This window comes from Pseudovibrio sp. POLY-S9, assembly GCF_001431305.1.
Classification (GTDB): domain Bacteria; phylum Pseudomonadota; class Alphaproteobacteria; order Rhizobiales; family Stappiaceae; genus Pseudovibrio.
Genome location: NZ_LCWX01000237.1, coordinates 402715 through 411181, shown reverse-complemented (window position 1 = coordinate 411181; position 8467 = coordinate 402715). Strand labels below are relative to the sequence as shown.

The following is an 8467-nucleotide window of genomic DNA, read 5'->3' as shown; positions in this document are numbered from 1 at the left end:
TGTCTCTTTACCACAAAGAGCAATCATCTCAAATCCGGAGTCTACAGGGGTAGGCGCTGTGACGCGGCCAATAGAGATTTTATTCAGCTTTTGCACGAAGGCAGCTGGTAGATCAGTTTCAAGGCGTTTGCCGATTGGGCGCACGATGACTTCATTCAAACCGGATGCAATGCGCGTTCCTTCTTCACAGGATGTGAAGCGGGCTCGAAGCTTCTTCATTTCAGTGACGCGCTTGTTTTTGAAGGACTTGCTGGACTTCTTAGGAACGACAAAAATGATGCGCTGCAGATCGTATTCAACGCTGGTCGCGCCATTGTCATCTTTGTTTTCTTTGCCCTGAAGCGCAGCAATCACGTCTGACTCATTAATCCGAACGGTCGCGCGAAAACGCTGCATGACAACTTCAGACCAGGAAATTTCAGCACGAAGGCGATTTTTCAGTGTGCGAGGATTAACGCCGCTTTGAGAAAGCGCTTGCTTGAATTGAGAAGGCGAGAGTTTAACGCGCTGTGCGATTGTTGCAAAAGCATCATCAACTTTCTTGTCAGCGATTGAAACTCCGACCCGCTTTGCTTCCTCAAGCTTCAGCGCTTCATCAATCAGCTCATCCTTAGCTTTCCTTTTGGCAACGCTGGACGGTGCCCGTGTGGTGAGCGTGATAAGCTTCGACCGCTGTTGCAGTTCATAACTGGTAATCGGACGGCCATTGACGACAGCAACGATTTTACTTGCGGCTTCCGCAGAAGTAAGCATCGGACCAAGTGGCGCCAGCATGCTGGCAGCGACAACAAGCGAAGCACAGAAGCGAGTAAGTTTCATTTTGTTAAGCTCTCCGTCCCAAAGGCGATTGCCCTCAATGGACGCTCCCTAGATAGCACTGGTGCATATTTGGCACAGCTTGACTCAAATTAGAAGGGTGCAGCCCGGAAAAATTTATTCAAACTAATAATAACAAATGTAGGCGACATTCTGTCATGCCTCTGGCTATTTCCTGTGCACAGCCAGAGGTTTAAGCTTATCTACTTACTCAATCATTTGGGGATGAGTCAGAAGTTGAGGTCGAAAGGCTGGTATCACCAATAGTTCTGAGGCCGAATCGGAAGAAGAAGATCCGCTCTACGGGCTCACCATTGTTCCGGCTTCTGTCTTCACCATAGGAGAGTGAAGCGGAGAAGCCTTCGTCGTCATAACCAAGACCAACAGTATCCTGAACAATGTTTTCGTTGATCATGTCATAACGCAGTGAACCGAAGACACGCCAGTTTTCCTGCAAGTTCAGATTCAAGGCACCAACAAGCTCAGAGCGCTGTTCATCAATCCCAGCGTCTGGACGCTCCGCCAAATAGGCATAGGACAGAACTGTCGAAGCTGGACCATAACGACCGCTCGCGCTGACTTCTGCACGTTCTACGCCAAAGTCATGTTCGCTAAAGCGTGCATTACCACCAACGCGAAAGCCAGTATTGGTGTCAAAATAGAGGCTAGTCACATAATCAGACCCTGCAGTCTGCAAGCCGGAGTCGCCTGTTGAATCGAGAATGCCTGGAACTGAATAGGAGTTCTGGCCGGCAAGTTGGAAGGAGCGACCAAACAAACCGCTGATAAACGAGCCTTTGTCAAACTGCAGCTTGTACTGCAAACCTAAGTTTGCACGAGTACCACCCTCGTTACGATCGAAGCCTGAGAATTTATCCCACTCAAACAGCGTGGAAGCATCAAACACGATGGACTGCGCATCTTCGTTTGGCAGTTCCCCAATCTCCGCCTCGTTTGGACGAACAATGATCTGTGCGATCGGTTCGATAACCTGATTGCCACCGTTAAATGTTGCAAGGAACGGATAACGGTATTCCAAACCAATCGCAGGCATTCCACGGAAGACAACGGACTCATCTGAAAGAGCCGTCACATTATCATCTGCGTTCGCGAGGAAATACAGGTTGGTCTTTGCATAGGCAAACGGCGTGAACACCTGACCAATCGGATCGATAAGTGTGCGCTGCCAAGTCAGGTTTGCGCTTAGACGACTAAACGTACCTTCAACACCACGGAAGCGGTTTTGGCCATTCACAGAGAAGGCGTCAGTTGTCTGGCGTGTCAGACTTGTGAGGTTGCCATCGTAGTTTAGTTGTCCACCAACGACAGACTTCTCAAAATAAATGGCATTGTCTATGACAGGATGAACAAAAGGCTGCTTCTCTTGAAGGTCTGCGTTGACCTGAGAGAATGGCCCAATCGGATTCATCGGCTGCGTTGGGCTTGGGTTGTCTTCCTGCGAAATCTGGAAGGCATATGCATTTGCGTCAAAGAGATTCCGCTTTGTTTGACCATTCAAGAAAAGCTTGGAAACTTCCTGAGCGCTACCAAATCGTGCAAACCCATAGTCCTCGCGGAATGCCCGATCTGTTGCATAAGTAATGTCCCAACCGGCTTCCCAGCGTTGACTCAGATCGAAGCTTCCGTCCGTATTGACAATAAAGCGACCACGTACATCGCCGCTGGAGCCATTAAAGGCACTTGGGTCTGCCTGAGAGATCCCGCCAAGTGAAACATTGTAGGAACCAGTATCAAACTGTTGCCGCCAATCCAGCTGGCCCAATACACCCTGCTGCGTGAGCGGCGTGAGTGTCACGGTTAGATCGTATGTTGGCGAAAGGGACCAATAATATGGAATCGCGGCACCAAAACCGAGGCGATTCTTGGTAACAAAGCGCGGAAGTAGGAAGCCAGATTTACGGCCGACTGATGGATCTGCGATTGAGAAGTAAGGAATCTTGGCAATCGTATTCCCGAACAGCTCAATGGAAGCACCCTCAAAATAGATGCGTTGCTTTTGCTGATTGTGGATGATCGTTGTTGATTTGATCCGCCATAACGGAGGCTTGGGAGCCTTCTTATAGACAGAATAAGTGCCATTCCTCAGTGTGGTAACGTTGTCATTAGAGCGCTCAGCGCTCTCGGCAACGAAATGCGTAAACTGAGGAGTGTCAATCTGCAAAGCATTGACGAAACCCTCAGAGAAGTCATCACTCAAAGTCAGATTGTCTGCGAGTATGAGATTGCCGTCAGGCTCTGTCATTTCCACATTGCCGTGCGCAGAAAATTTGCCGTCCTTACGATTGTAAGTCACACGATCTGCGAGCAATGTGTAGTTGTCAAAATAGATCTCAACACTACCCGTCGCGATAATGACGTCATTGTCAAAATCATAGCGAAGCTCTTTCGCTTCAAGCAACATTGGTTGAGATGTGTCAACAGCCTGCTGGGCAGACTGTGAAAGGTCGATCTGCGCAACTGCAGGCGCGCTGAGGACCGCAAGGCCAGCGCCGCACAGCAGAGCAACTGCAGAGACAGTGCGAAGGTATTCTGGCGATACGCAGCCAGCACCAACTCGCTTGATTTTCTGTTTCAGGATCAAGGCCGAACCCATCAACCATCCTCCTGATTCAACAGAATTGTAAAACCCATAAGAACCCCAAATACGCCAGGTGCCCATGCTGCAACCGTTGTGGGAACGATTCCAGCACCGCCCAGATCCTTTGAGACTTCGGAAACGGCATAAAGCACGAAACCAGCAATAATGCCCCAAACGATCAAGCGGCCAATCCCCCCAAAACGCGATACACGCAGCGAAACAGCAGCAGCAATGACAATCATTGCCACAAGTAACAGGGGTTTGGCTAGAAGAGTCTGATATTGTAAAGAATACCTATACGCGGGTAGTCCAGCCCTTTGGGATAACTCAATAAAGCGTGGAAGACTCCAAAAACTAATAGATTCCGGCGAACCTATGCTCTCCTTGACCTCTGTCGGGGTCAAAAAAGTACTGACAGAGTAGTTCCCATAATGCTGTGGATCAGTGTCCACAGCATAGACAACCGCATCCGTTAGCCGCCACATGCCCTCAGCTAGGACGGCTCGCCGTGCTTCGATTCTCTCTGAAAACTGGCCTTGGCGATCAAAAGAGAAGATCGTGACACCATTGAGTGACGCACCTTGCCCGCTGGTGTGGCGTGCATGAAGAACTGACTCACCATCGGTGCCGTTCTGCCGGAGCCAAACCTCTCCAGATCCTTCCAGTAAATAGGTTTGCTCCACACTGAACAAGCCCTCTGCCACCTCATCTGATTTTTGCTGCAGATATACAGCACCAGGATTGTAACCAATCACAGCAGCTACGCCGATGAACAGGCCAGTCAGAAGAGCAGGGGCAGTAAACTGCCAGGCCGAAATACCAGCCGCACGTGCGACCACAAGCTCAAGGCTTCTGGAAAGCGTAACAAACGCCCAGATAGAGCCAAAAAGGACTGCAAATGGAATAACCTGTTCAAGCAGAAGTGGAACGCGCAAGGCAGAAATCGCAGCAATGCGCAGAAGAGAAAACCCTTCACGATCGCCACCACGGCGAACAAGCTCAAGCACGTCAAACAGCAAGATCAAAACGGCAGCAAACAGAAAGAGGGCCAGAATTGACTTCAAAAACCGTTTGGATATGTAAAGACTAAGCGTTCTTCCGGTCATTACAGTCCTGCTGTCCCTTGGTTCTTGCGGCCTACCAGTTTGGAGAACACACGACCAATGCCATTAAAGAGGCTTTGTGTTCCATCGACCAGACGCTGAACAAACCAAGGTCTTCTGTTCAGGCTAATGGACCACGCAGCAAGCGCAATTGCGATTATTGGGATTGCGTAGAGCAATGGGAACATATCAGGAGCCGAACTCACGATGAGCGTTGCGCCAAAACCTGCTGTTCTCAGCAGGGTCGCAACTGCGATTGTTGTTGTTATTGCAAGGCCTTGGTCCTGACGAGTGGTCTTGGGAGAACCCAGGAAAGCATAGATGATCAGACCAAAGGCAATGGGGTAAAGAGGGACACTTAAACGGTCGTGGAATTCCACAACTAGCTTGTCCCAATGCTTTGCAGCGTAAGAATCATCAGGGCTTGCGCTCAGCAATTCGAAGGTTGGACGCTCACTTGCCTTGAATGTTGGCTCGCGAGCCTCGGGAATCATCGAGGACAAATCGAAGCCATAACTCTCAAAGCTGACGATGGACATATCCTGTCCACCTTTCGGGCGGCGCTGGATCGTCCCATCAAGCATGACAAGCAGTGTTTTGTCCGCAGCCTCGATAATCCGTCCCGTCTCAGCCGTATAGGTGAATGAGGTTTCCGGATTGCGGGCATCATCCAGCAAGAGACCTTCAAGGATCCCATCACCGCTTCTGTTGCGGATATGGAAGGTCAGATTCTCTTCGATCGGAATGAAACGCCCAGGCTTGATGATGTTGGCGACCAGATCAACACGCACACGCGTCAACTCGCTGCGCAATTCCGCCAGGCCTGTCGGGGACAGATACATGGACAGGAAATACATCAGGGCTGTGATCGTGAGTGAAAACACCATGATTGGCCGGAGAACAAGCGACTTGGAAGCGCCCGAAGCGTTGATGACAATAAGCTCACTGTCGCGGGACATGCTGTTGAGCACGATTATAAACGCCAGCATCATTGCGAAGGGGGCAACGATCAGGATGAGGAAAGGCAGAGCCAGTGCAGTGATGTAACCAAACTGCAAAAGGGTCTGGCCTTTTGAGGTGACCAGATCCAGCTGGCGCAGCGCTTGGGTGGACCAGACGACGCCAGTCATGGCGGCCAGTGTCACAATAAAGGCGGTAAAGCTGCGTTTGACGATGTAGCGTTCAATAGTTTTCATTGTGCCGTGCAACAGAACCTTTTCTTGTTCGTTATGGGGGAGGCCAAGCCGCAAAATGATTCAAGTCCACTCAATAACACGGAATACGGCAGAAAGCCGGATCACCGGATCTTTTAATGAATAAACTCGCAAGTTTCTTCACATAGCCTTGAAACGGGACCATTATCGCGCCATGTTCTGCCATGAATTTTAAGAGTAGCTGGACCACGCGTCCGCCTGTGGTTGCTGGCATATTCTGCTAGAAATTGCCTATCGCAGGTCATCCCGAGGAAAGAAACGACATAATGACGCAATTCACATCCATTAAGATCGCGCAGTATTCTGATGCAACAGCACCCGTTCAGGTCGTCTTTGCAGGTGAAGAACTCAGCTTTGCAGCAGAAGCTGAGGGTGTGATGGGCTCTACTGGAAAAACTGTTGAGCGCGCTGCTAAAACTGCTGATTTCACAGGTAAGAAGTCCGGTATCATGCACTTGCTCGCTCCAGAAGGTATGGATGCAGACCGTTTGATCGTTGCAGGCCTTGGCAAAGTTGACGATCTGAAAGAGCAAGACTGGGTTAATCTGGGCGGTGAAGTTGCTGGCAAATTGCTTGCGCTCAAAGCGGAAGGTGCAGAAGTGACCTTCCCAGCTGCCGCAACAGCTCAGCAAGCCGCAGACTTTGCGCAAGGTGCTTTGCTGCGTGGTTACAAGTTCGACACCTACCGCACTGTTAAGAAAGAAGCAGACGGCGACAAAGCCTGCGAAATCACGCTGAAGGTGCAGGATGCAGCCGCAGTTGAGCCGCTCTGGGCAGAAGCTGAGGCTGTGGCAGAAGGCACACTTCTCGCACGTACTCTTGTTGATGAGCCTGCCAACACGCTTGGCCCGGTTGAGTTCGCTGCAAAAGCACAGCAGCTCTCTGAGTTCGGCGTAGAAGTTGAAATCCTTGACGAAGCAGAGATGCAGGAACTGGGCATGAATGCACTGCTGGCCGTTGGTCAGGGGTCAGTTCGTCCTTCCCGTTTGGCAATCATGAAATGGAATGGCGGCAAGGAAGGCGACGCTCCAATCGCATTCGTTGGTAAAGGCGTTGTGTTTGATACCGGTGGTATCTCCCTGAAACCGGGCGCTGGCATGGAAGACATGAAGGGCGATATGGGCGGTGCAGCAGCTGTCATCGGTCTCATGAAAGCTCTTGCTGGCCGTAAAGCCGCAGTCAATGCAATCTGTGTGCTGGGTCTGGTGGAAAACATGCCGGATGGCAACGCGATCCGTCCGGGCGATATCGTCAAAACCATGTCTGGTCAAACCGTTGAGATCCTCAACACCGATGCGGAAGGCCGCTTGGTGCTGGGTGATGCGCTTTGGTACACGCAAAGCCGTTTTGAGCCGAAATTCATGGTAGACCTTGCAACCCTGACAGGCGCTTGTCTGGTTGCTCTGGGCGGCCATCGCGCAGGTGTCTTCTCTGCTGATGGTGAGCTTGCAGCGCAAATCTGCGAAGCTGGTGAAACCACTGCAGAAAAAATGTGGCGTCTGCCTTTGGGTGATGAGTACGACAAGATGGTCGACACTCCAAATGCCGATATGCGTAACACCGGCGGCAGCCGTTGGGGTGGTGCAAGCACTGCAGCTGTTTATCTGCAGCGTCACACCAATGAGACCAAGTGGGCACACATCGACGTGGCTGGCACTGCAATGGGCTCCAAGAAAAACGCAATCTCTCAGGGCTGGGCATCCGGTTTCGGCGTGCGCGCACTGAACCGCATGATCAAAGATCATTACGAAGGCTAAGCCTTGCATCAGGCAACAAAATGCCTGCGCTAAATTAAACGAAAAAAGGCCGGTCACAGAAGTTGTGGCCGGCCTTTTTGCTGCTCATCACAAAGGTGACAGCAACGTCTTGATGACGACAAAAAAAGAACCCCACTTCAAACTGAAGAGGGGCATTCTTGATCTTAAAAGAGTTAAACGCGCTAAGCGCTATATTCAAAGAAAATTTTATATTTGAAAGAGTAAGTTGGTTTTCCAGTCAATCAGCAGGTCTGATAATGAGTACAGGAGCTGGAGGCTTCTGGAAGCATTGCACCCACTGCAGCTGTTACGCCAACAAGACCGGATACAAGAGCAAAGAACAATACAATACGCGCTGCCATTTGGTCGTTTCCTAAATATACAATGCCTGCGGTCCCACAACACCACAGAGATGAGAGCATTTCACTCTCCATAATTTGGCGTCGGTTTCGCTAAGCTTAACACCACACCGAGATTCCCCAGGAATGCGGTCAAGTCTAGCCCTTTAAAGCGTCTGGGTTGGGTTTATCAACGATTCCTATGAATATCCCGATGTAATTGGGATCATTCACGACAATTTTTAGGATAAAATGTGGTCAATTGAGAAACACAGTGATTTGGGCTTTACATATTCCATGCGCAGCCTGATGCAGCATGCGTCGCACGGCGTATTGGGCTGCAGGACGCAAAAAGCCTGCCGGATAAACGGGAAACCAGAATATGAGTGAAGTGCTGTTCTACCAGCTCTCTAAATTTCCGCTGGAACGGGCCTTGCCCACTCTCCTTGAAAAGTGCTTGGAGAGAGAATGGGTTGTCACCATCCAGTTTGGAACGGAAGCACGGTGTGATGCCATTGATTCTTACCTCTGGACCTATTCTGACGATGGTTTCCTGCCTCACGGCACCAAAAAGGAAGGCCATCCGGAATTTCAGCCCATCTACTTGACAACGGAAAACGACAACCCCAATGAGGCAATC

At 50.4% G+C, this 8467-nt stretch carries 6 protein-coding genes; 2 read left to right on the top strand and 4 right to left on the bottom strand.

Going from position 1 to position 8467, the window contains the following annotated elements:
• The 4 genes from PPL9_RS25835 to lptF form a co-directional block, all read right to left on the bottom strand.
• The coding region (locus PPL9_RS25835) for a SurA N-terminal domain-containing protein (protein ID WP_057465378.1) at nucleotides 1–819 on the bottom strand (819 nt) is incomplete at its 3' end.
• A gap of 208 nt (nucleotides 820–1027) precedes the next feature.
• Nucleotides 1028–3430 (bottom strand): LPS-assembly protein LptD, encoded by a 2403-nt coding sequence (locus PPL9_RS25830; protein ID WP_057465377.1) that lies wholly within the window; start codon nucleotides 3428–3430, stop codon nucleotides 1028–1030.
• Entirely contained in the window at nucleotides 3430–4521 is a 1092-nt protein-coding gene (gene lptG, locus PPL9_RS25825) for an LPS export ABC transporter permease LptG (protein WP_057465376.1), read from the bottom strand. Before lptG ends, PPL9_RS25830 begins: the two co-directional genes overlap by 1 nt.
• Nucleotides 4521–5714, bottom strand: coding sequence for an LPS export ABC transporter permease LptF (gene lptF / locus PPL9_RS25820; protein ID WP_208989636.1), 1194 nt, complete (start codon nucleotides 5712–5714; stop codon nucleotides 4521–4523). The genes lptG and lptF overlap by 1 nt, the downstream gene beginning before the upstream one ends.
• Nucleotides 5715–5998: 284 nt before the next feature.
• On the opposite strand from lptF, the gene PPL9_RS25815 reads away from it, so the two are divergent.
• Nucleotides 5999–7489 (top strand): leucyl aminopeptidase, encoded by a 1491-nt coding sequence (locus PPL9_RS25815; RefSeq protein ID WP_057465374.1) that lies wholly within the window; start codon nucleotides 5999–6001, stop codon nucleotides 7487–7489.
• 720 nt (nucleotides 7490–8209) lie between these two features.
• On the top strand, nucleotides 8210–8467 hold a 258-nt coding region (locus PPL9_RS25810; protein ID WP_200962372.1), incomplete at its 3' end, for a DNA polymerase III subunit chi.